This is a genomic window from Synechococcus sp. MIT2312 (assembly GCF_059772315.1).
This window is the reverse complement of sequence record NZ_CM186281.1, coordinates 762,286-783,463: the sequence shown is the minus strand read 5'-3', so window position 1 is coordinate 783,463 and position 21,178 is coordinate 762,286. Positions and strand designations below refer to the sequence as shown.

The following is a 21,178-nucleotide window of genomic DNA, read 5'->3' as shown; positions in this document are numbered from 1 at the left end:
CGACCGCTTGATTCCGCACCTCCGAAACCGCCTGGCCTCGTGGCTGGTCACCGCCGCCGCTTTTTCTCACCCAGCAAATCGGTCCATGTCCCCCGCAAACAGAGAGGATCCTTCCGCTGCTCCACCACAAGCCGAATCCCCCGGCTTTTCAGGCTGACGTTCGTTGCTTCGAGCAGCTGCTCCAAGGGCATGAGCTGGTGGACCGGTGAACCGAAAGTGGACCGTTTTGGGGTCCAAGATCACCCAAGAGCTCGCAAGATCCTCAGAGAATCGGCAAGGCCCGCCGAATTCCAGGCAATAAAAAACCCAGTCAGTGACTGGGCATTTCAGTGATAGAGAACGGAGAGGGTCGGATTCGAACCGACGGTGAACTTGCATCCACGCTGGTTTTCAAGACCAGAGCCATAAACCACTCGACCACCTCTCCCAGCTGCGTGACATCTGTGACATCCGCTCAGCCAGTTTAAAGGAGTCACCTCCGGATGACTCCTTGCTTTGTTCAGCTGTTGGGCTTGGCCAGAGGCAACAGGCACTTATCTGAATCACAGCCGGCAGGGCCAGCCTCGCTGATCTCACCCATGTCGTAGCGCTGTAGTGCTTCGAAGAAATCAGAACTCACGCGACGTTGGATGACCTCGGATTGCATCCGTTCGTACGTTGCGGCATCGATCGGTTCGAACGGCAGGCGGGGGAATGTGGCGTTGGCGTCGAAACGAGCCAGCAAGGCGGCAGAGATGTAGCCCTCTCCACGATCGATGGTGCCGTGCAGTGCATCGGTGAGCTCTTCGATTTCATGCTCACGGAACTCGATCGTTGCCGAGGTGTTGTGAGCGGTGTAGTGGGTCTGAACCTGCATGTAGAAATCGAACTGGGCCATCGCCGAGAAGGCATTGATGTCCACTGCATCCGCTCCGGGCAGATTCGCCCAACTCACTTCGGTGGGGATCTCCACCAGCCATTCCGTGCAACGGGGATCAAACGGGTCATCGAGCAGTCGACCTTGCTCGTCTTTATCGGACTGGGATGGCACCACTGTGTAGCCGTAGTCCATGCAGGCCATCGCAACAGGATCGTTTTTGCCAAACGTGATGCGTCGGATGAAACGCTGTGCTTTGGGAGGGTGCCAGCCAGGAGCAGCACCGGTCAGCAGGCTTTTCGTGCCAGCGGGCTGAACCGTGGTGCACCGGTTGGGGCGGCGCAGTCCATGACGATCGCAGTATTCCCAAACCGCCTCATTCACGGTTGTCTTCCAGCGACTGAGATACTCCGCTTCCTGACGCTTGAACTCCTGGCCCTCCTCAGTGTCTGGGCGACCGGCTTCCCACCATTTCAGCCAGGGGGTTCCGAAGGCGTGCACAAAGAAATCGAACAGGCCCGTGAAACTCACGCCAACGATCGGATCCCAGGCGCGGCTTTGGCGATAGCGCTCCACTTCGAATTGATGGTTCAGCAGGCAGGCCACTGACAAGGCACCTGCCCTGAAGGCGTCGCGTTGACCCTCATCATCGCTGGGGTCGATCTGGTTGAGATGAACTTCCGCGAGGTTGCAGTGGAAGTCGGCACCCAGAATTTCGCCGCAGGGATTGAGCCCGTAGCGCCCGAGTCGATGCTCGAGTTCGTCCTCTGCAATGGGACCGTGATTCAGATTCAGCCAACGACCAGCCTCTTCCTTGCCTTGATCGCAATAGATGTCAATGAATTCGCGACGCAGTTCAGGGGTGGAGAGAAGATCGGCATTGGAGCGGGCAATCGCCTCAGGTGCGAACTGGATCGCTCCCTCACCGCTGTGGAACTGGCGGGTCACCGCTTCCAGCAGCACTTCACGGCTGGGGCGGGTGTGATAAACCCGGGTGTGATTGGCCATGCGCAGGGCGTCACGCTCGGGATCAATCCGCCAGTTGCCGTCAGCATCCTGCTGCCAGAGATTGTCTTTGGCACCCGCCGCGCTGGTGTCATTGAATGCGAACTGACGCATGCCTGCGCTGCGCCGGATGTTGCCGGCCACGATCGTGACGGCAGCCTCGTCAATCAGCAGGCAGCATTCGACCGATGTCAGCCGGCGCCCAACGGCTTTGCCGAGAAGACGAGCGACACGTCCGTAGAGATCCTTCAGCTTGACCGGATTGGCCATGCCGCCGAAGCCCTTGAGGGTTTCACCGACGGGCCGGACGTCGGAGAGATCAACATCGACTTTGATTGTTCGGCCTGCGAAACGCTCATCACTGCTGAGGTTGAGCAGCAGCTGATAGCTGTCGACCCAGCCGCGACGGGTGTCGCCAACACGGATCGAAACTGTGTCGCCATCAATGGTGTGGCTGGTGGAGTCCTGACGCTCGCCGGCAGGAGTGACGCCGATGTCGGTGACCTTGATCACTTCGATCGGATTGGTGACCACCGGCAGACGGTCGATCAGGTGCGGTTCGATGATGGCGCCTGTACCGCAACCCATCATCGCCAGGTCCATCATCAGACCGAAGGCGTCCCAGTCAACAAGATTGGTGGAGGTGCAGTTGTAGGAGCCAGAGAAGTTTTCCTGGCGCTCGATCCATGGGGTGCCGCCGATCCAGAGCCAACGACCTGATGGCAAGGCTTTCTTGTCGGCCTGCATTCGAGCCAACAGCGACACTTCCTCATCGGTCAGCTGACCGAGCTTCTGCAAACCGCCGAGATTTCGCGATCCAACTTCACTCCAACTCTCTCGTCCGGCGGTGCTGCGTCGGCTGTAAGTCCGATAGAAAACGGGGTTGGCGGCGGGTGCTGTGGCGGGGAAGTCGCCGTTGCTGGACACGGTTTCGGTGATGTCCTGGGTGTCACTGCGGCTTGGAGACAGGGTCACGATGTCGGGCGGATCAGTCCCGGCACCCTAACGCCAGCAATGGGGGTAGCAAGTGGTTGGTGGCACTATCAGCAGTGTCGCTGGTTGGGAGGGGGCGGGAACTGCCACCATTTCGAGCAGGCATCGTCAGCAGGCAGATGGTTTGTTTTCAGCGCCTGGGGAGGCGACTGTTGGCGCGAACATTGACGCGACCGTTCAGGCGTGCGCTGAAATTTCTGCTGATTGGTTTGGTGGCGCTGGAAGAGTTGCTGGAACGCGTCTCACTCAGTGAGCTTGTGTTGGGCGTTGCCTACAGCACAACCCCTCAACAGTTGGAATGCATTCCCGAGCTGATGCGAGCGATGGTGGCAGAAGATTCTCAGCTTGATTTCGAGGCCTGTCGGCTCGTGCGCATTTCAGCGTTCAGCTACGACCATGACTTGGAGATCCGCTCATGCCACGCCACGCATGACGACTTTAAAAACAGCATGCACCGCCTCAATCGCAGGATCTTTGAGGTGCTGTCTCAGCATCGCATCGAGATTCCCTTCCACACACAGGCCTTGGAGCTGCACTCCTCCGAATCAAGTCAATGATCCTGCGCATTCCAGAACCTGAAGTGATGAACGACCCGCTGCAGGTGGATGCCTATGCAGCAGCTGATTTCAGTGGACCGGATCAGGCGATGGTCGAGCGAATCGACACGTTGCTTCACTCATCGGGTGCCTCGTTTAAGGATCATGCGCGTTTGCTGGATCTCGGATGCGGACCAGGAAACATCACGGCTCGTCTGGCCCAGCGATGGCCGAAGTGTTCAGTGCTCGGACTCGATGCGGCTGATCGGATGATTGCTGTGGCAGATGAACGCCGTCGTGCAGCCGGTTTGTCGCGCGAGCGTCTTCGTTACGAGCAGGCTCTGCTGCCGATCCACCAGCTGGATCAACCAGCGGAGCTGATTGTCAGCAACAGCTTGCTGCATCACCTCCACGACCCTCAGCAGCTCTGGTCGTCATTGATCCCAGTGGCATCGCCTCACTGCCTGGTGCTGCATCGCGACCTTCGGCGCCCGGACAGCCAGGCAAGCATCGATCGACTCTGTCAGTGCCATGTCGCTGATGCTCCACTGGTGCTTCAACGGGATTACCGGGCATCGCTGCATGCGTCCTTTTCTCTGGAGGAGGTCAAAGCGCAGTTGCTGCTTGCTGGTCTGGAGCATCTGCAGGTGGTTGCCGTTGAAGATCGCTACCTGGAGGTGAGTGGCTGGATCACGGGCTGTCAGGCTGGATCCGATCAACGCACACCATGAGCACCGATTCAGCACTTCAGGACGGACGTGAGCTGCTGGATGCGGTGGCGCGACGGCGCAATTTTGCGATTATTTCCCACCCTGATGCCGGTAAAACCACGCTGACTGAGAAGTTGCTTCTGTACGGCGGCGCGATTCAGCAGGCTGGTGCGGTGAAAGCCCGTGGTGAGCAGCGCAAGGTCACGTCCGATTGGATGGAGCTTGAGAAGCAACGGGGTATTTCGATCACCTCCACCGTTCTTCAGTTCGATTACACGGGTAACACCATCAATCTGCTGGATACGCCAGGCCACCAGGATTTCTCGGAAGACACTTATCGGACCTTGGCAGCAGCGGATAACGCCGTGATGCTTGAAGACGCTGCCAAGGGGCTAGAGCCCCAGACCCGCAAGCTGTTTGAGGTCTGCCGCATGCGGGAAATTCCCATCTTCACGTTCATCAACAAGATGGACCGACCGGGTCGGGAACCTCTCGCACTCCTTGATGAAATTGAATCGGAGCTGGAACTCACCCCTTGGGCGGTGAACTGGCCGATCGGCAGTGGCGAGCAGTTCCGCGGAGTGATTGATCGTCGTTCCCACGAAGTGATTCTGTTCAGTCGTGCTGAACGTGGGCGCCAGTCGGAAGAACGTCATCTCTCTTTGGGTGACCCTGATCTCAAAGACCTTGTGGAACCCGAGCTGCTTGAGCAGGCGGTTGAGGAGATGGAGCTGTTGGAAGCGGCAGGGGCTGAACTTGATCTCGAGCTGGTGCATGCCGGCGAGCTGACACCAGTTTTCTTTGGTTCGGCCATGACCAATTTCGGCGTGCGTCCCTTCCTGAATGCATTTCTGGAGATGGCTCAAAAGCCTGTGGCGCGTCAGGGGCAAGACGGTCCGGTCGATCCGTTGCGGCCTGACTTCAGTGGTTTCGTGTTCAAGCTGCAGGCCAACATGGATCCTCGTCACAGAGACCGGGTCGCTTTTGTCCGTGTCTGCAGTGGGCGTTTTGAAAAGGACATGACAGTCCGTCATGCCCGCACGGGCAAGGCCATTCGCTTGTCACGTCCACAGAAACTGTTTGGACAGGATCGTGCGGTTGTGGAGGATGCGTTCCCAGGTGATGTGATCGGACTGAACAATCCAGGGATGTTCTCAATCGGCGACACTCTCTACACCGGAACCAAGGTGGAGTACGAGGGAATTCCCTGTTTCAGTCCAGAGATCTTCAGTTGGCTGCGTAATCCCAACCCCTCCGCATTCAAGAATTTCCGAAAGGGGGTTAATGAATTGCGTGAAGAGGGAGCTGTGCAGATCCTCTATGACAATGACGAAAGCAAAAGAGATCCGATCCTCGCTGCAGTCGGTCAGCTGCAACTTGAGGTTGTGCAGCATCGTCTTCAGAATGAATACGGTGTTGAAACCCGGTTGGAGCCGCTGGGTTATCAAGTGGCTCGTTGGGTCACCGGTGGCTGGTCGTCTCTGGAGAAAGTCGGTCGAATTTTCAATTGCAAAACTGTGAGGGATGCATGGAATCGACCGGTTCTGTTATTCAAGAACGACTGGAATCTCAATCAGCTTCATGAAGAGCATCCCGATCTTGAGCTGAACGCTGTGGCTCCAGTCGTCAGTGGAGTTGAGCCGATCAGTCTCTGACTCAAAGAGCTCTCTGACTGATCAGCGATGACAAAGCCCTCTCAACAGGAGAGGGCTTTTGAGTTGATTTCAAATCCGGAAGGCCGTTCAGCTGATCACTCTTCGCCTTCTTCATCCATTGAGCCAACAGGAATCAAGCGAATGGCTTTGCGACCGAGCTTGATTTCAAATTCGTCACCTGTGTTGAGGTCAAGCATGGCGGTGTAGGCCTTGCCCACAAGCAGATTGCCGTTGCCTTGAACTTTGGCGGTGTAGCTCAGTTTGCGACCACCTTTGCCAATTCCGGCAGTACCCGTGCCCAGTTCGACACCTTTGGCACTCAGAAGTGCTTCATAAAAAGCTGTGAAGTTGACCCGTTGACCGCCATCTTTTTTATCGGTGACATAACCGCAAGCTGTCGCAAGGTCGGTTTTGGAGACATCGCCAAGGTCTTTGACCTTCGCCAGAAGATCAGATCCAGTAAGCATCGATAAACCTTATCTATGTTCATTTATGCATTGCATGCATCAGTTCGTCAACGTTTCAATCCGGTTCTGTCGTTGGTGTTGTTTTGGATGAGTGTCTGTACTGAGGATCGTTTGAATCACGCGCCGATCATTGACAACTGACCGACTCTGTTCTGTCTGGTTGCGCTGAGTGCTCCAAACCTTGGATGCATGGTGTAGGAGTCGTGTGACAAAACGCCAATACGTCATTGTGACTGCCATCTGCAGCGTTGGATTTTGCGTCTGATGGCCTCCAGAAACAGTTCCTTCGCTGAACTGAGGCCCCTCTGTGATGCGCTGATCGGCAGAGAGCACATCAGCAGTGCGCACAAGTGGTCTGGTAACGGAGAGCTGCAATGCTTGAGCGCTGTAGCGACCACGCTGCCACGTTGGTGACGTCCCGGTCCGATGCAGTCCTTGGTGTTGTGCGACGTTGCTCTGTTCTTTTGACTGACTGGATGATTGCGACGCATCATCTTCTCTGAAACATGGGATTCGGATGGTTGGTCGCTGTCGTTGTCTTGAATGCGTCTTCGATTGATTAATCTGATTCGGTAATGCACTTGGGAGCTTGTTGTGTTCTCCGTTGAGCGTTTCATTCTTTTTGCAGTACTGCTCTTTCCCTTCCCTTCGGCATCAGCGCTTGAGGTCTCAGCGGTTCGAGGTGTTCTTGACTCTCATCCAGTGGTTGTTTCAGTTCGAAAGTATCGCGGCAAAGTCGTCATCAAAGACCAATGCAAAGCGGATCACTATGCAATGTTCGTGAATTATGGTCCCAACCCATATTTGATTATTTGCCCAAAATCGGCACAATCACTCGCTTTGGTTGAACGCGCACTTCATCATGAAGCGGTTCACATGGCCCAGTGGTGCTGGGGGACTGATTCTCTTTATAGCAGTAAAGATCTAAGAGCCAATGCAATCGAAAAGGGTCTGACCTACAAGCATGCCGATTTGGCCTTAAAGCGTTTGGGGCATCAGCCTGGATCTGATCTGTACGAGTCTGAATGGGAGGCTTATTACTTTGAAGATGCTCCTCCGAAGTCGATAACTTTTCTGCTGGATGAAAACTGCAAAGACGCTACTCAGAAAGATCTTGATCAATATTGAAAACTGTATTGTTTAAATGTCAGGTCTTGGTCGCCACTTGCTCCAAATCTGTTCTCCGCTGAATCTGCGCTGGTTTGCACGAAGCTGCTCTCAAGCTGGTTGCAGAGTTGTCTTCAGATCGGATCGAAGCCGTTGCTGGCTTGAATTCCAATCCTTGTTGAAATGTTGAGATTCACTCGCGAGCGCTTTTCAGTCACGGGCAAGCAAATCGATCGCCAGAATATTGACTCTGAAGCGGTCTGCTGTGGACACCCTCTGGCTGCACCGTCCTTGTGATGACGGCGGCACTGATTATGTCTGTTTTCGTGATCATTGCGATCACGTTGAGGTGCTGGAGGGATATCACCAGCCTCCCCAAATGCCCTTGATCAGACACCGTCAGGTCTTGCTGAATGCTGATGTGCCCCGTTTTCGGCACCGTTTCGAGCGCCAGCAGGGATTCCGCCACGGTCCACCTTTGTTCTGAGTCACTTCCGTATCCAAGATTTGTGCTCGCTTGGGCGAGTCTCTCGATAATCTCTAGTCAGAAATTCTTTGATCAATGGCTGCAGGGCTGGATCCAGGCTCGGATTCGAAAGATCCCTATTCCTTGCTCGGCGTCAAACCTGGCGCCGGATTTGATGACGTTCAAAAAGCAAGGGATCGGGTTGTTGCTTCCTGTGGTGATGACGCAGTCGCCCGCGCTCGAGTCGAGGCTGCTTACGACGCAGTCCTGATGGAGCGTCTACGAGATCGACAGTCCGGCCGCCTCAGTTCGGCAGCAGCCTCTGCCTCACAGGTGGAACGTCAACAGGTGTCCGCCGGAGTGCCCAGCAGCGGTAATGGGCCTGCAGCTTTACTGACCCGTTTACGCGGCATGTCATTGCCTGCACCGTCGCTGAGTGGTGCCGGTTTTATGCCCGATCTGCAACTGGTGCAGGGTCAAGGTCTTGTTGTGCGCTCCATTGCAGGAGCGTTGGCCTTGCTGCTTTTGCTGCTGGCTCCTCAAACGGTCGATCTGCTTCTGGCCCTGTCGACCATTGCGGTGTTCATCAGTCAGGTCAAGCGAGGCCGCCGGCCCCTGGGCTCCCTTGGCTGGACCCTTCTACTCCTGGTTGTCGGCCTGGCTCTGGGTGCATTGCTCAGTGCTGTCACTGGTCAGGCGGGTCTGCCACTGGGTGTCGAGCAATGGCAGGCACTGCCCACCCTGCTGTTGTTGCTTGCCGGAGCTCTGTTACTTGCCTGATTCGATCATTCCCTCAATCAGGCTCTGCAGCTCTGATTCATCGAATCGATAAATTTCGCTGCAGAAATGACAGGTGAGTTCCGCTCCCTTGTCGTCCTCCAGCATGGACTGCAGTTCCTCTCTTCCCAGCAACATCAGTGCGCCCAAGCTGCGTCTGCGGCTGCAGGGACAATGGAACTGCACCGTCTGCGTTGGTTCGCTGCTGGGGATGGGCTGAGGATCGAGATCTGGGAACACCTCTCGAAGCAACTGTTCCGGATGGTCTCCGCAGCGGTGCAGCTTCTGACTGAAATGCTCAATCTCGCGGCACCTCTCTTCGAGCAGAGCAACCAGGGCTGGCTCTTCTGCGGCCTTGGGCAGCACCTGAACCAGTAGCGCTCCGCTGCTCTGCAATCCTTCGCTGTTGATCGTTTCGCCCACGAACACTGCAGAAGGTGTCTGTTCGGAGTGGAGCAGATAGGACGCGACATCTTCTCCGATGCCTCCGCTGACCAGCTCGACGGTGCTGCTGAAGGGTTCGCCTTTGCCGTCGTCCCTCACCACATGCAGATAACCCGTTCCTGCCGCCGAGGCGAAGTCGAAACTGGCTTGTCCTGCTGAATCGCGGATCGGGTCCAGTTCAAGCGAGGGGTTGCCCACAAAGCCACGCACGCTTCCGTCACGGCCGGCATCCACTGTCAGGCCCTTGAGAGGACCATCTGATCCCAGGCGCAGGTTGACGCGACCATGCCGAACCTTCATGGAACTCGCCAGCAGCAGACCCGCACCCATGGCCCTGCCGAGCATCACCGTGGTGAGATATGAGAGTCCGTGACGTGATTGTGCGGCACGAGTGGTTGCACCGGTGGTCACCGCCACAAGCCTGATTCCCCCACCTGCTGCGGTGGCTCGGACCAACCGATCAGCCATGGCTTTACAACAATCCAGGCGTCATGGTGACAGAGCATGCAGTCGGCCATCGCGCAGGCGCAGCTGCTCACAGCTCCATCCCTGGAACAGTTCCGGCTCATGGGTCACCACGATCAGCAAACGCTCCTGGCTCAGCCGGTCAAGCAGTTCGAGCACTTCGCCACGCACTGACCAGTCGAGTCCTGCGGTGGGCTCATCGAGCAGCAGGACATCCGGCTTGCGCAGCAGCTGCACCGCCAGGGCCAGACGCCGCTGCTGTCCGCCGCTGAGTCGCTCCGGAGCCTGACGCCCGTCCACTCTGCTGAGTCCGACTTTTCGGAGCGCCGAAATCATCGCTTCACTGCTCAGTCGCCTGTGGCCCAGCTTCAGTTCCTGGTTGACGCTCAGGCCCAGAAAGTGTCGCTCCGGAAACTGAAACACCACTCCGCAAAGCCAGCGTCGTTGGCGCTGATTGAGCGGCTGCCCCTGCCAGCTGATGCTGCCGGTGTCAGCACCGGCCATCCCGCTGATCACCTCCAGCAGGCTGGTCTTTCCACTGCCGCTGTCGCCGGAAATCAGCAATGGGCGCCCGGAATCGGCCTTCAGCTGAATGCCGTTCAAGACCAAGCGTTCTGCGGTTGCAGGTCTGTAGTTGATATCCGTGAGTTCCAGCATTCCGATCGAATGCCCCGGTCTGGGCTGCCTTGGCTCCCCAGCATGGTCGATTGCTCCGTCGCCGGCGATGATGACGAAGTCAGCGGTGGGTCATGCGCGTTCGCTTCCGAGAGGTTGATCCCTTCAATTGCTGGGTCTGGTTGCGATTCAGTGAGATTCCCAGTCAGGGAGAACGGAATTATGTGGATGGCATCTTTGACAGCTGGTATGTGCTGGGACGTCTTGGCGGTTTCAATGCCGAGAGCCTGCAGGTTCACGAAGAAGGCGATGAGCTCAGCTGGATGAACTACGAAACCGAGGAGACAACAGGGGTGATGCCGGCTCTGATGCACAACATGGGCCAGATGGAGTACCAGCAGGACTGGGCCCGTTGCTGGATTGATCTGGGCACCAGTGATGGAATTGCCCTCGATGTTCTGATCAATGCCCTGCGTCAGCTTGATTCTGATGTGGTGCAGCTTGAGGAACTGTTGATCGGTGGTGTGAATGACGACTGGCCGGTGGAGGACCATCCCGACAGTGTGTTCCCCGGCATGGGTTGAGCGTTGTCGTGGCGGAACGACGTCGCCTAATGATCGACTCCCGCAGGTTGCAGTCTGCGGACGAGCGTCGTCGTTTTGTGCTTGAGGATCATGAATCGCGCTATCTGCGCAGGGTTCTGCGGCTGAAGCAGGGTGCTCAGGTGGATGTCATTGATGGTCGGGGCAACCTCTGGGTGGCTCGTCTTCTGGACGCCCATCAACTCGAGTTGTGCTCAGAGATCGAGGCGCCGAGTCAGACTGTGATCTCTCCAAGGCCGAAACTGGGCCTGGCCATTGCATTGATCCGTCGAGGAATGGATGACGTGATGCGCATGGCCTGTGAGCTGGGTGTGGATCGGCTGCAGCCGCTGAATTGTCAACGTTCCGTTCCTCAGGCTGAGCATCGTCCGGAGCGTTGGAGCTCGATCTTGCAGGAAGCCGTTGAACAGTGCGAGCGGCTCTGGGCTCCTGAACTGGCTGAAGTCTGTTCCGCCGCAGAGTGGTGGAACGCGCCTGGCCCGCACGACCTGCGTTTGATTGCTGTCGCTCGCGAGCTGGAGAGTCCTCAACTGTCTGAGTTGCTCGAGACTCAGGCCTCAGTGGATCGATTCATCTGGCTGTCGATCGGACCCGAGGGGGGGTGGAGCGAGCAGGAACTGGCAGCAGCTCAAGCAGCAGGCTGGATCTTTGCGTCTCTGGGTGACACCATCCTGCGCAGTTCCACCGCTGCTGTGGCTGGGATCAGCAGCTTCAGCAACTGGCGCACGCTCAAGTGCTGAGGCTCCGGCGCTTACAGGCATCCATGAAGGGTCTGCCGGTCACTCCCATGCGCTGCATCAGCGCGATCTGCACGGAGGAGGGGCCTTGAAGCACCTCTCTCACACCAAGCTCGGATCGTGGTGAACGCCGAATTTGTCCAGGATCTCCCTGCTTCAACAGCTGACTGAGGCGGCTCGTGAAGAACTGCAGGGGTGACTGAGCGAGTTTCATTTTGGTCGGGTCAGAAGGTGCGTCACGCCTGTGATCGTCCGCGGAAGAATCAATGGAATGAAACCTCAATGGATCAGATCAGGATTGTGCCTGACAGGGCTGCCCCTGATCGCTCAGCTCGTGAACAGCTCGCTGGCCATGCTGCGAAATCCGGACAGGTTGTTGCCTGGGCGACGCTTGCCGGGACGGATCGAATTGCCAGGTTGAAGCGCCTCTGGAGCAAAGGTGCTCAACTGAATTTCCGGTTTTGCGGCTTCTGCGGCGGCGAGCTCTGCGGCGATGGCTTCTGCTGTGGTCTGCGATGTCTGCACTGTGGGTGCGTTGCCGCTGCTCTCTGCTGTGGTGTCGGTTTTGCTCTCAGCCGCACTAGCCACAGCAGCAACAGCCATAGGAGCAGAAGTTTGAGCAGGAGGAGAAGCAGGGGATGTCTCTTCGACTGGAGCTGGAGCCGCTGCGGGCTGGGCTGCCTCAGCAGCGCTCTCCACCTTCACCTGCTTGGGTTCAGGCTTGGTTGCCGCCGCTTGCGGTTCCTGGTCTCCCAGCTCAAGGAAGAAACCCTTTCTGTTCAGCACCATGCCTGAGCGGGGAAATCGTCAAGCTGATTATCCGTGCCGAAGCTCCCTTCAGCGTTGATGCTTAGGGCAGTGCAACACAGCCTGATGTTTTCCACACCTCTTGAGCTTCCGTCTCAAACCGCTGCGCTGTGGTTCACCGCGCTCCTGGTTAATGCCCTCTTGATCAGTTTTGCGCAGCGCTTTCCGTTGCTCACGCGCGCCGGTTGGTGTCATGCAGGCATCCTTGGCACCGTGCTCTGGGGCTCGCTGGCCTGGCGCGGATGGTTGGCCGTTGTGGCCTATCTCGTGCTCGGTTCTCTTGTCACCAAGCTGGGCTTTGCCAGGAAACAGGAGCTTGGTCTTGCAGAGGGTCGGGGCGGTCGTCGCGGCCCAGAAAATGTCTGGGGATCGGCCTTCACCGGTCTTGTGCTCGCTTTGCTGATCGCCGCTCGCATTGGCTCGCCAACGTTGTTGCTGATTGGCTTCTGCGCGAGTTTTGCGGCCAAGCTGGCCGACACCTTCGGAAGTGAGATCGGCAAGCGCTGGGGCAGGACCACCTTGCTGATCACCACCCTCCGGCCGGTGCCGCCTGGGACGGAGGGTGCGGTGAGTGTGGAAGGAACCCTGGCCAGTGCACTTGGCAGCCTGGTGATGACGGTCGTGATGGCTCTTCTTGGATTGCTTCAATCCGGTGCTGCTTTTGCTGTTGTGCTGGTGGTGGGTTTGATCGCCACACTGCTGGAAAGTTTGCTGGGAGCTCTGGGCCAGGACCGCTGGTCCTGGCTGAGCAACGAGCTGGTCAATGGTCTGCAGACCGCCTGGGCGGCAGGCCTGGCGATCGTTGCCGCTTGGCTTCTGGGGTTGTCAGGCTGAAATGTCGACCGGCTTCGGCACGCAGGGTGTTGAGCATTCCTCGTAGTGCAGTCCGCAGCATCTGCCGGTCGATGCTTTCGCGGCGTGCAATCTCCGTCAGGGAGAGCCCATCGATCCAGAACGCACAGAGCCAACGGCAATGGTTCGGCTCCAAGCCGTTCAGCATTTGGATCAGCCATTCCTGCTGCGGATCAGCCGGCTGGCATCTGTGATCTTGCAGACCATCGATCCGGGCTTCTGGTTCAGAAGCCCCATCGCTGTTGCCGCGCTGTTGATGCAGTGACTGGATCCGACGATCGCGATGTGCCAGACAGGCTTCTCGCCAGCGATCAGTGCTGACTCCGAGTTGTTTCGCGAGATCCTCATGGCTGTGCTGCAGCAGCCCTGCCTGCAATCGCTGCTCCTGCTCCTTCATTCCCCGGGCATGCAGATCACTCAGTCGCCAGGGGATTCGCATCGTTTGCAGCCGGTCTCTCCTGTAATGCCTGATCTGGCCTGTGATCCTCGGCATCGCGTAGCTGCTGATGCGGTGGCCGCGACTGGCCTCAAAACCCTCCACAGCTCGGATCAGCCCATAGCGGCCTTCCTGCACCAGATCGTCGCGTTCACCGGACCCGTTGTGCAGCAGACGGTTGGCACCGAGATGCGCCAGTCCGAGGTGCATCAGCACAGCGTCATTGCGCTGCAGGATGTGCACAGGGATCGATCGGCGGCGTTCATGCTGTCGTTGACGCTCAAGTCGTCGTTGGATTGCCGCCGGTTGTGTGTTGGTGGTCATTGATGCCATCAGGCAGGAACCTTTTCAAGGTCCGCTCAGTTATGGCTGGCTCACCTCACTCCTGTGGATGAACAAATTCATCCTCAAGGGGGAGGAAGTGGCACTTGGTCAGTGTTTACCGGTGCGCCCGATCAGGTAGGAGCTGAACGCCAACATCAGCACGCCTGCGCAGTACTGAATCAGCTCGGTGATGGAGGTCACCTCAAAGCTCACCATCACCTTGAACGCCGTCACGATCAGGGCAACGATGATCACCTTGGTGAGCTTCTGCTTCAGACCATCGAGATCTTGGATGTTCAGCAGGTTGCGTCTTGAAGACGATTCATCGGTCTGTCGCGGGTCGATGTCGGAGATCACCAGCTCGTAGATGCCGTAACCGAAAATCAGGAGAGCGATTCCGATCAGGTAGTAGTCGATGCCTCCCACCACCTTCCCGATCAAGAGCGTGCTGTTGTCGTGGGTGAAGTCACCTCGAAAGACTTTCCTGAGAACGCTGATCTCTGCGTAGGTGCCGATGACAAAACAGCTGATGCTCCCCAGCAGACTCATCACCACCGGAATCAGAGTGACCAGTCGGAACTTCCAGATCAGCCCTTCAAATCTGCGTTCCAGGCGGCTCGATCGATTCATGCTCGGCTTGTTCATGGTGGAGCTTGGTCTGGATCCGTTTGGGTGTGAAGGGATGACTTAAGCGAGGTTCTCCGCTGTCGGAGGTCTTGGTGGAGGTGGAGGGCCCAGAAGCGCTGGTATGGAGAGTCCCACAAGGGCTGTGCTCACGGCCAGAAAAACTGTCAGTGGAATGGGCTTAACCACTGGCTGCCGTTCCATCACGGTGCCGCAACGGGAGCACACAGGCAGGGCCCCTTTCGGCGGGTGCAGCACGACCGCAGGACCACAACAGCAATCAGGGCAGCGGAATCGAGGCATGGCCGAAGAGCGCGTCGTGATGCACGCAGTGGCGAACAGTGAATTGCGACAATCATGCGTTGCCGTCAGTGGTCCTGCCATGCCCCTCAGCTCCCTGGTGCGCCTGCTGCAGTGCTCAGCGCTGACCAGTGAGCTCGGCGAACGCATTGATCGCCCCAACCGGCTCTTGCTCCGCGGAGGTGGTCGTGGAGCCAGGGCTCTCGTGGCCAGTGCCCTGGCGCGCCAACAGGATCGGCCTCTGCTTGTGGTCGTTCCGACTCTCGAGGAGGCCGGTCGCTGGACGGCGCTTCTGGAGCTGATGGGCTGGCGCAGTGCCCAGCTTTATCCCACCAGTGAAGGTTCGCCCTATGAACCGTTTGACCCCACCAGTGAAATCACCTGGGGGCAGTTGCAGGTGCTCAGTGAACTGCAGCTGGATCAACAGAGTCGCGATCTGGCGATTGTGGCCACGGAGCGCTGTCTTCAACCGCATCTGCCACCCCCGCAGGCTCTGTCTGATCGATGCCGAACCCTTCGCAAAGGCGACAGCGTCGACCTTGAGGATCTGGCCACCAGCCTGGCCCAGCTTGGTTATGAACGGGTTTCGACCATCGACCAGGAAGGAACCTGGAGCCGCCGTGGCGACATCGTTGATGTGTTTCCTGTCAGCAGTGAACTGCCGGTGCGTCTGGAGTTCTTCGGTGATGAGCTCGACAAGCTGCGTGAATTTGATCCCGCCAGCCAGCGTTCCCTCGATCCGATCGAAAGCCTGAGGCTGACGCCGACAGGCTTCAGTCCCTTGATCGCTGAACAGCTGCGCGATGCCATGCCCGATGGTCTTGATCAGCTTCTCAGTGAGGAATCTCTGGCTGAATTACTGGAGGGGGGGACTCCCGAGGGCATGCGCCGCCTGCTTGGCCTGGCCTGGCAGCAGCCTGCCTCACTTCTTGACTATCTCCCGGCCGACAGCTGTGTGGCCATTGATGAGCGGCGTCATGGCCGCTCTCATGGAGACCAGTGGCTCGACCATGCCAGGGAGCATCACAACGAACTGGCGTTGCCCTTACCGATCCTGCATCGCGACATCGAGGAGGCGATGGGGCTGGCAGAAGCTTTCCCAGGCTTTGACCTGGCCGAGTTGCAGGAAAGTGATGCCCATCCCAACGCTTTTGATTTCAACAGTCGTCCTGTGCCGGCCTATCCCAATCAGTTCGGAAAGCTTGGTGAACTGATCAAGAGCTACGGCAAGGAGAAACAGGCTGTTTGGCTGCTGTCTGCCCAGCCCAGTCGAGCTGTTGCCTTGCTGGAAGAGCACGACTGCATCAGTCGTTTCGTTCCCAATGCCGCGGATGCGCCGGCGATTGAGCGTCTGATTGAACAGGGAACACCTGTTGCTTTGAAGACACGCGGCACCGCTGACCTCGAGGGGCTGCAGCTTCCCGCCTGGCGGATCGCTCTCATCACTGACCGTGAATTTTTCGGGCAGCAAACCCTCACCAGCACCGGTTATGTGCGCCGCCGCCGTAAGGCAGCCAGTCGCACGGTGGATCCCAACAAAATGCAGCCCGGGGATTTCGTGGTGCATCGCAATCACGGCATCGGACGTTTCCAGAAGCTGGAAAAGTTGGCGATCAGCGGCGAGGTGCGTGATTACCTGGTGGTGCAGTATGCCGACGGCATCCTGCGCGTGGCGGCAGACCAGCTGGGCAGCCTCGGTCGTTATCGCGCCAACAGTGATGCTCCACCCCAGCTCAGCAAGATGGGCGGATCGGCCTGGGTCAAGGCGAAGGAACGTGCCGGCAAGGCCTTGCGCAAGGTGGCGCTCGACCTGGTGAAGCTGTACGCCGAACGACATCAGGCACCTGGATTCGCGTTTCCGGTTGACGGCCCTTGGCAGAACGAGCTGGAGGAGTCATTCCCCTATGAACCCACCCCGGATCAGCTCAAGGCCACAGCTGATGTGAAGCGGGATATGGAGAAGTCTCAGCCGATGGATCGACTGGTTTGCGGTGATGTGGGCTTCGGCAAAACGGAGGTGGCGATCCGGGCCATCTTCAAGGCGATCACGGCCGGTAAACAGGTGGCGATGTTGGCTCCCACAACAGTGCTTGCCCAGCAGCACTGGCGAACGCTTTCGGAGCGTTTTGCGCCCTATCCCATCAAGGTGGCCTTGCTCAATCGCTTCCGAACGACCAGCGAGCGCAAATCGATTCTTGAAGGTCTCAAGCAAGGAACCATCGATGTTGTTGTGGGAACGCATCAGCTGCTGAGCAAGAGCACGGTGTTCAACAAGCTCGGCCTGCTGGTGGTGGACGAGGAACAGCGCTTCGGTGTCAACCAAAAGGAAAAGATCAAAGCCCTGCGCAAGGACGTCGACGTGCTCACTCTTTCGGCGACGCCGATTCCGCGCACGCTCTACATGAGCCTTTCAGGAGTGCGGGAGATGAGCCTGATCACCACTCCCCCTCCGTTGCGCCGACCGATCAAGACCCATCTGGCCGCTCTTGATGAAGAAGCGGTTCGCAGTGCCATTCGTCAGGAGCTTGATCGCGGTGGCCAGGTGTTTTACGTGGTCCCGAGAGTTGAGGGAATTGAAGACGTGGCTGGTCAGCTGCGTCAGATGCTTCCCGGCCTGCGACTGCTGGTGGCGCACGGTCAGATGGCTGAGGGCGAGCTGGAGAGTGCCATGGTCGCTTTCAACGGCGGTGAAGCGGATGTGATGCTCTGCACCACGATCGTGGAAAGCGGACTCGACATCCCCAGAGTCAACACAATCCTGATCGAGGATGCCCATCGATTCGGACTGGCGCAGCTTTATCAGTTGCGAGGACGTGTCGGTCGCAGTGGCATCCAGGCCCATGCCTGGTTGTTCTATCCCGGTCATGCCTCTCTCAGTGAAGCGGCACGGCAGCGGCTGAGGGCGATTCAGGAATTTGCCCAGCTGGGCAGTGGTTATCAACTGGCGATGCGGGATATGGAGATCCGCGGGGTTGGAAACCTGTTGGGAGTCCAGCAGAGCGGGCAGATGGAAGCCATCGGATTTGATCTCTACATGGAGATGCTTCAGGAATCCCTGGCTGAGATTCAGGGCCAGGACATTCCTGCAGTTGATGACACCCAGGTTGATCTCCAGGTCACTGCGTTCATTCCCGCTGACTGGATCACCGATGCCGACGAGAAGATGGCGGCTTATCGATCGGCAGCAGAGTGTGTCACCAGCGAGTCGTTGGTTGAACTTGCAGCGATTTGGGCCGATCGCTACGGCGCTCTGCCCGGTCCGGTTCAGTCGCTGCTCCAGCTGATGGATCTGAAGCTTCTGGCTAAACGCTGCGGTTTTTCACGCATTCGTCCTGAGAAGCCGAACATTGCTCTTGAAACACCGATGGAAGAACCGGCTTTTCGCCTGTTACGCCAGGGGTTGCCGCAGCACCTACATGGTCGGCTCGTTTATCAGCCCGGGTCTGGTGCGACGGCCAAGGTGATGGCCAGAGGTCTTGGAGTGTTGCCGATGGAGAAGCAGCTAGAGGAAATCAAGAGCTGGCTCGAGCAGATGGCCGCTCAGATTCCTGATGCCGAAGGACTTACAGCCGAAGAGCGCGAACAGCAGCAAACCGCACGCAACGAGGCCGTTCTCAGCGTTTGACCCTTGGTCCTGATCCTTGCGAACAGTCAAAGATGAGAAAATTCCTACACAATGCGCAATTCTTCGTTACACTGGCCGGAGAGAAATGGACCACGTGGGCGAATTCATTGATCCGATCAGCAGCGTGGGTTCCATGGGTTTGTTTTCAAGCCTGATTGGTGCTGCAGCTCTTGGTGTCTATGCCCTGTGGCAGGACGATTCTCAGAACAATGACGACGATGATTCCTCGCCTGGTGGTGGGTTGATGCAGCCCGTTGCCTGAGCAATTCAGACCTTTTTAAAACACGACAGTCATATTCGCTCATAACCATCACCCGTCTGGGTGATGGTTTTTTGATCTCCGCATAAGAACTTGGAACGGTCCCATGCTGTTCAGGGCATTTGAGCCGATCTTTGCTTCGATGTTGGCGGTGTTGGCTTCCAGCCGTCTGCCTGCCAGTTCTTGCAGCCATTCCAGCGCATGCGGTGTCCTGGGAAGCCATTGATGTTCTGCGCAACAAGCTCACGCGGGCTGGTGTGCGTGTGGTTCAGAAAGACTGCTCTCGACGAGGGCTTCAGGGCTTGTATCACCCAAGCAGCGACACCCTTGTTGTTTGTCGCTCGCACAGGTCCCCAGCCCAGGTCTGGGACACCCTTGCCCACGAGGCAACCCATCGCATGCAGCGCTGCGTTGGCGGCCCTCTTTCAGATCGGAAGCACCATCGCGCCATGTACTCAGCCCTTGCGCGGAGTCATCCGGCGGAAGTGCGTTCGATTCGTGTCTATCCCCGCCAGCAGCAGTTGGCTGAACTTGAAGCCAGATACACCGCCAAGCTCCCTCCACGCGATGTTCTGCAGTTGTTCGATCGCTATTGCGGAGCTGAGGTTCGCGCCTGAATGCCGCCAAAACGTTTTTTCACGCTGATCCACAGGGACTAATCATGAATTCATTACTGATGCAACTAGCGCTGGCTGCCCTCGGTCAGTTCGGTGGCAATGGACCGATGCCGATGGGGGGGCTTCCCCTTGGAGCTTTTCCAGCAGGAAGAGGACGTCCCGTCATGCCCGTGTCCAGGCCGATGCCTCGCTACCCCTCGGCATCAGGGCCAGGTCGCACCTCTTCTCTTCAGCTCGCATCACTGGCCACAGCCACATGCCTGATGCGAGAACGACAGCTGAGCCGCGCGCAGGCTGTTGATCTCCTCAACCGCCAGGGTCAGATCTGGGGATGGGAACCGCGATGGGGACAGCGCATCCAGCTGGCCTCTGTTGATGGAGCCATCAACGCAGCTGGTGGATGCAGGACCATGGTGCGCAGGATTCAGAACAGCCCTGTGTCCATCCCTCCGATGGCCACGGTCCCAGTGAATCGGTCTCCGGTTCGCACTGGCAGCCGCAGTGAACGTGAGGGATTCGGACTGTTTCCCTATCGCTGAAGAGCTGAGCGCAGGTTTGCGGATCCCGGTTGATAGGCCTGACCGCGTTTTGGTGATCGCAGCGCTTTGATCAAGGTGGTTTCGGCAGCCCTGTACTGGCTGTCCTTGCCGGTTCCGAGCTGCTCCACGGTCAGTGATTGGATCTCCTGATCGCTCAGTTTCACGTCCACATCCGGGCGGATGCCGTTCTTGTGGATATCGGTGCCTTTGGGGGTGAGGTATTTGGCAATGGTGACCGTCAACCCGGATCCATCGGAGAGGCCACGAACGGACTGCACCAATCCCTTGCCAAAGGTTTTCTGACCAACCAGGACAGCCCGCTGGTTGTCCTGGAGTGCCCCGGAGAGAATCTCGCTGGCACTGGCTGAACCTTCATTCACCAGCACCACAACCGGACTGTTGGTCAGCGCACTGCCGGTCGCGCGTCGCACATCCTGAATGCCATCTCGGGTTTTGGTGCTGACGATGGTGCCTTCATCCAACCATTGCCGCGCAATGTCGATGCTGGCTTCCAGCAGTCCCCCCGGATTACTGCGCAGATCGAGTACATAGCCCTGAGCGCCTTCTTTTTCGAGTTCACGGATGGCAGCCCGCATCTCCCGGGCGGCATTGGCATTGAATTGTTTGAGGCGGATGTAGCCGACTTTCTTGCCATCGGCTGCTGTATTGAGCCGACTTTCAACCGCATTGATTGCGATGCGAGCTCTCTTGAGAGGCACCGTGACCACTTCCCCTTTGCGGCGCAGGCCAAGAGTCACCTGGCTGCCTTCCTGGCCTCGGATCAGCTTCACAGCATCTTCCGTGGTCATGCCTTTGGTGGATTTGCCGTCGATTGAGACGATGACATCCTTGGGCTGCACACCCGCTCTGGAAGCAGGGGTGCCTTCAATCGGGGACACCACAAGAATCTCTTTGGTGTCCTTGTCGAGCGTGATTTGGATGCCAACCCCCGTGAGCTCTCCGGAGGTGTCGATCTGCATCTCCTTGAACTCTTTGGGGTCCAAAAAGCGCGTGTAGGGATCATCGAGGCTGGCGAGCATGCCTCGGATCGCTTCATAAGACTCATCGGTGCCTGCGTAGCTCTTGGCCAGCAGATCTCGTCTCAGACTGGTCCAGGTTTCAGGGGAATACTTCCCTGAAGAGTCGAGAAAATCTCTGTAAACGATCTGCCAGACCTGGTCGATGACCTCCTTGGGGCTGTTGGTGATCGATGAGGAATTGGTGCTGGGTAGACCAAGGCCCGGTGCCGCAACGGCGATGGCTGCGGTCAAGCCACCTGCCCCGAGAATCAGCAACAGACCCCTGTGCTGTGCATAAGCCGATCGAGGACTTTTGGTGGTCATTGATGTCCTTCAGGCCC

The 21,178-nt window shown here is 57.8% G+C and carries 24 protein-coding genes and 1 tRNA gene; 13 read left to right on the top strand and 12 right to left on the bottom strand.

Annotation, left to right across the window (positions count from 1 at the left end; translation table 11 throughout):
* Nucleotides 1–47 precede the first annotated feature (47 nt).
* The 3 genes from AC6EI9_RS04800 to nrdJ form a co-directional block, all read right to left on the bottom strand.
* Nucleotides 48–191 (bottom strand): hypothetical protein, encoded by a 144-nt coding sequence (locus tag AC6EI9_RS04800; protein WP_498469386.1) that lies wholly within the window; start codon nt 189–191, stop codon nt 48–50.
* Nucleotides 192–340: 149 nt separating this feature from the next.
* Nucleotides 341–427 (bottom strand) — tRNA-Ser (locus AC6EI9_RS04795).
* Between the two features lie 72 nt (nt 428–499).
* The gene (gene nrdJ / locus AC6EI9_RS04790) at nt 500–2,836 is read right to left on the bottom strand and encodes a ribonucleoside-triphosphate reductase, adenosylcobalamin-dependent (RefSeq protein WP_498469385.1); all 2,337 of its coding nucleotides are present in this window, start codon (nt 2,834–2,836) and stop codon (nt 500–502) included.
* A gap of 170 nt (nt 2,837–3,006) precedes the next feature.
* Between nrdJ and AC6EI9_RS04785 the strand changes: the two genes are divergently transcribed.
* The 3 genes from AC6EI9_RS04785 to AC6EI9_RS04775 are packed head-to-tail and all read left to right on the top strand — an operon-like array spanning nt 3,007 to nt 5,755.
* On the top strand, nt 3,007–3,411 hold the full coding sequence (locus AC6EI9_RS04785; protein WP_498469384.1) for a hypothetical protein: 405 nt from the start codon (nt 3,007–3,009) through the stop codon (nt 3,409–3,411).
* 26 nt (nt 3,412–3,437) lie between these two features.
* Complete coding sequence (locus AC6EI9_RS04780; RefSeq protein WP_498469383.1) at nt 3,438–4,121, top strand: class I SAM-dependent methyltransferase; 684 nt, start codon at nt 3,438–3,440, stop codon at nt 4,119–4,121.
* A complete protein-coding gene (locus tag AC6EI9_RS04775) occupies nt 4,118–5,755 on the top strand; it encodes a peptide chain release factor 3 (RefSeq protein ID WP_498469382.1) in 1,638 nt (545 codons plus the stop codon). Before AC6EI9_RS04780 ends, AC6EI9_RS04775 begins: the two co-directional genes overlap by 4 nt.
* Before the next feature lie 95 nt (nt 5,756–5,850).
* On the opposite strand, the gene AC6EI9_RS04770 is transcribed toward AC6EI9_RS04775, so the two are convergent.
* Nucleotides 5,851–6,222, bottom strand: coding sequence for an AbrB family transcriptional regulator (locus AC6EI9_RS04770; RefSeq protein WP_498469381.1), 372 nt, complete (start codon nt 6,220–6,222; stop codon nt 5,851–5,853).
* Between the two features lie 594 nt (nt 6,223–6,816).
* Between AC6EI9_RS04770 and AC6EI9_RS04765 the strand changes: the two genes are divergently transcribed.
* From AC6EI9_RS04765 to AC6EI9_RS04755, 3 genes are all read left to right on the top strand, one after another.
* Complete coding sequence (locus AC6EI9_RS04765; RefSeq protein ID WP_498469380.1) at nt 6,817–7,350, top strand: DUF8637 domain-containing protein; 534 nt, start codon at nt 6,817–6,819, stop codon at nt 7,348–7,350.
* A 223-nt stretch (nt 7,351–7,573) separates the two neighbouring features.
* Nucleotides 7,574–7,816, top strand: a complete 243-nt coding sequence (locus AC6EI9_RS04760) for a hypothetical protein (RefSeq protein ID WP_498469379.1) — start codon at nt 7,574–7,576, stop codon at nt 7,814–7,816.
* 75 nt (nt 7,817–7,891) lie between these two features.
* Nucleotides 7,892–8,575, top strand: coding sequence for a CPP1-like family protein (locus tag AC6EI9_RS04755; protein WP_498469378.1), 684 nt, complete (start codon nt 7,892–7,894; stop codon nt 8,573–8,575).
* Here AC6EI9_RS04755 and hslO read toward each other — a convergent pair.
* On the bottom strand, nt 8,564–9,484 hold the full coding sequence (hslO, locus tag AC6EI9_RS04750) for an Hsp33 family molecular chaperone HslO (RefSeq protein WP_498469377.1): 921 nt from the start codon (nt 9,482–9,484) through the stop codon (nt 8,564–8,566). The two genes, AC6EI9_RS04755 and hslO, sit on opposite strands and share 12 nt — an antisense overlap.
* A 21-nt stretch (nt 9,485–9,505) precedes the next feature.
* Nucleotides 9,506–10,138, bottom strand: coding sequence for an ABC transporter ATP-binding protein (locus AC6EI9_RS04745; protein WP_498469376.1), 633 nt, complete (start codon nt 10,136–10,138; stop codon nt 9,506–9,508).
* Between the two features lie 92 nt (nt 10,139–10,230).
* Here AC6EI9_RS04745 and AC6EI9_RS04740 point away from each other — a divergent pair, with 92 nt between their 5' ends.
* Together AC6EI9_RS04740 and AC6EI9_RS04735 are read left to right on the top strand one after the other, a co-directional pair.
* Nucleotides 10,231–10,680: a DUF3531 family protein gene (locus AC6EI9_RS04740; protein WP_498469375.1), complete on the top strand. Its 450-nt coding sequence runs from the start codon at nt 10,231–10,233 to the stop codon at nt 10,678–10,680.
* Nucleotides 10,677–11,438, top strand: a complete 762-nt coding sequence (locus tag AC6EI9_RS04735) for a 16S rRNA (uracil(1498)-N(3))-methyltransferase (RefSeq protein WP_498469374.1) — start codon at nt 10,677–10,679, stop codon at nt 11,436–11,438. The genes AC6EI9_RS04740 and AC6EI9_RS04735 overlap by 4 nt, the downstream gene beginning before the upstream one ends.
* Here the strand turns inward: AC6EI9_RS04735 and AC6EI9_RS04730 are convergent.
* Both AC6EI9_RS04730 and AC6EI9_RS04725 read right to left on the bottom strand, forming a co-directional pair.
* Nucleotides 11,428–11,649 carry a hypothetical protein gene (locus AC6EI9_RS04730; protein WP_498469373.1) on the bottom strand — a complete coding sequence of 74 codons (222 nt, stop codon included), beginning with the start codon at nt 11,647–11,649 and terminating at the stop codon, nt 11,428–11,430. The two genes, AC6EI9_RS04735 and AC6EI9_RS04730, sit on opposite strands and share 11 nt — an antisense overlap.
* Before the next feature lie 113 nt (nt 11,650–11,762).
* The gene (locus tag AC6EI9_RS04725; protein WP_498469372.1) at nt 11,763–12,224 is read right to left on the bottom strand and encodes a hypothetical protein; all 462 of its coding nucleotides are present in this window, start codon (nt 12,222–12,224) and stop codon (nt 11,763–11,765) included.
* A gap of 84 nt (nt 12,225–12,308) precedes the next feature.
* Between AC6EI9_RS04725 and AC6EI9_RS04720 the strand changes: the two genes are divergently transcribed.
* Nucleotides 12,309–13,076, top strand: coding sequence for a DUF92 domain-containing protein (locus tag AC6EI9_RS04720; RefSeq protein ID WP_498469371.1), 768 nt, complete (start codon nt 12,309–12,311; stop codon nt 13,074–13,076).
* Here AC6EI9_RS04720 and AC6EI9_RS04715 read toward each other — a convergent pair.
* The 3 genes from AC6EI9_RS04715 to AC6EI9_RS04705 all read right to left on the bottom strand — a co-directional run bounded on the left by AC6EI9_RS04715 (nt 13,003) and on the right by AC6EI9_RS04705 (nt 14,781).
* Nucleotides 13,003–13,854 (bottom strand): sigma-70 family RNA polymerase sigma factor, encoded by an 852-nt coding sequence (locus tag AC6EI9_RS04715; protein WP_498469370.1) that lies wholly within the window; start codon nt 13,852–13,854, stop codon nt 13,003–13,005. The genes AC6EI9_RS04720 and AC6EI9_RS04715 overlap by 74 nt on opposite strands.
* A 108-nt stretch (nt 13,855–13,962) precedes the next feature.
* Nucleotides 13,963–14,499 carry a YqhA family protein gene (locus AC6EI9_RS04710; RefSeq protein WP_498469369.1) on the bottom strand — a complete coding sequence of 179 codons (537 nt, stop codon included), beginning with the start codon at nt 14,497–14,499 and terminating at the stop codon, nt 13,963–13,965.
* Nucleotides 14,500–14,541: 42 nt separating this feature from the next.
* Complete coding sequence (locus AC6EI9_RS04705) at nt 14,542–14,781, bottom strand: hypothetical protein (RefSeq protein WP_498469368.1); 240 nt, start codon at nt 14,779–14,781, stop codon at nt 14,542–14,544.
* Between the two features lie 79 nt (nt 14,782–14,860).
* Between AC6EI9_RS04705 and mfd the strand changes: the two genes are divergently transcribed.
* From mfd to AC6EI9_RS04685, 4 genes are all read left to right on the top strand, one after another.
* Nucleotides 14,861–18,403 (top strand): transcription-repair coupling factor, encoded by a 3,543-nt coding sequence (gene mfd / locus AC6EI9_RS04700; RefSeq protein ID WP_498469917.1) that lies wholly within the window; start codon nt 14,861–14,863, stop codon nt 18,401–18,403.
* Nucleotides 18,404–18,497: 94 nt separating this feature from the next.
* Nucleotides 18,498–18,665 (top strand): hypothetical protein, encoded by a 168-nt coding sequence (locus AC6EI9_RS04695; protein ID WP_170951834.1) that lies wholly within the window; start codon nt 18,498–18,500, stop codon nt 18,663–18,665.
* 203 nt (nt 18,666–18,868) lie between these two features.
* Complete coding sequence (locus tag AC6EI9_RS04690; protein WP_498469367.1) at nt 18,869–19,279, top strand: hypothetical protein; 411 nt, start codon at nt 18,869–18,871, stop codon at nt 19,277–19,279.
* Between the two features lie 44 nt (nt 19,280–19,323).
* Nucleotides 19,324–19,818 (top strand): hypothetical protein, encoded by a 495-nt coding sequence (locus AC6EI9_RS04685; RefSeq protein WP_498469366.1) that lies wholly within the window; start codon nt 19,324–19,326, stop codon nt 19,816–19,818.
* Here the strand turns inward: AC6EI9_RS04685 and AC6EI9_RS04680 are convergent.
* Entirely contained in the window at nt 19,809–21,161 is a 1,353-nt protein-coding gene (locus AC6EI9_RS04680) for a S41 family peptidase (RefSeq protein ID WP_498469365.1), read from the bottom strand. The two genes, AC6EI9_RS04685 and AC6EI9_RS04680, sit on opposite strands and share 10 nt — an antisense overlap.
* Between the last annotated feature and the right edge of the window lie 17 nt (nt 21,162–21,178).